General features: G+C 39.6%; 1 protein-coding gene. It reads left to right on the forward strand.

Translation table 11 applies throughout. The annotated features are described in order from the left end of the window. A partial coding sequence (locus BN338_RS07095) for a helicase-related protein (protein WP_280109527.1) occupies positions 1 to 1,150 on the forward strand: 1,150 nt, incomplete at both ends.

The raw sequence follows: 1,150 nt of genomic DNA on the forward strand, positions 1-1,150 counted from the left end.
AATAAAACATATTGATGGAACACAAAGTGTCAAAATACGCAATGAAGCTCTTGGTTGGCTTAAAGGAGATGCCGATAAAAATGTTTGTCGGATCTTAAGCAATGTTCGCTGTCTTTCAGAAGGGATTGATGTCCCTGCTCTTGATGCCATCATGTTTTTACACCCGCGCAATAGCCAAGTGGATGTCATCCAAGCGGTGGGGCGTGTGATGCGTCGTGCTCCCAATAAGAAAACAGGCTATATCATTTTACCCATTATCATTCCCTCACACTTAGAAGCCAAAAAAGCTTTACGAAACCATAAGAGATACCGTGTTGTTTGGCAAGTTTTGCATGCTTTACATTCTCATGATGAAAGGCTTGCTAGGACAATTAACCAGATGTCGCTAGGACAAGATAGTAGGCATACGATTGAGATTATAGAGCTTAAGCGTGCTGATGAATTAAAAGAATTAACCACAACGGTTGAGGAGATCTCGATACCATCAAAAGCAGAAAGTTCTGGGCGTAGCATTGGAACAGCAGAAAGCAAATCTCAATCGGCATATGGAGGACAAAAAGACTTATTCGACTCTGAATTTTTTGATTTTGTCAAAGCCATTTTTCTGGATAGTTTTAAAATCACGGATTATTGGGAAGATTGGGCGGGTAATGTTGCTGAGATTGCACAAAATCATATCACCCATCTTCAAAACCTCCTTTCTGATGAAAACAGTGAAGCCTTTCATGCCTTTGATGCCTTTCATAAGGAATTACAAAACAACGTCAACAGCGCTATCAAACAAGAGGAAGCCGTTGAGATGCTCGCACAACACCTTGTCACGCGTCCCGTGTTTGAAGCCTTGTTTGATGGCAATGAATTTGTACAAAACAATGCCATCTCGCAAGCCATGGACAAGATCTTAACGAAATTGGATAAAACGAATATCAAAGAACAAACGAAAGATCTTGATAAATTTTATAAAAGTGTCACGTTCTGTACAGCAGGCATAACCAAAACGCATGCAAAACAGAATCTTATTATCAAGCTTTATGAAAGTTTTTTTGCTAAGGCATTTAAGAAAACCACGGATAGGCTTGGGATTGTTTATACCCCCATTGAGGTTGTGGATTTTATTATTCATTCTGTTGATGATGTCTTGCGCAATGAA

Source organism: Bartonella queenslandensis AUST/NH15 (genome assembly GCF_000312585.1).
GTDB lineage: Bacteria > Pseudomonadota > Alphaproteobacteria > Rhizobiales > Rhizobiaceae > Bartonella > Bartonella queenslandensis_A.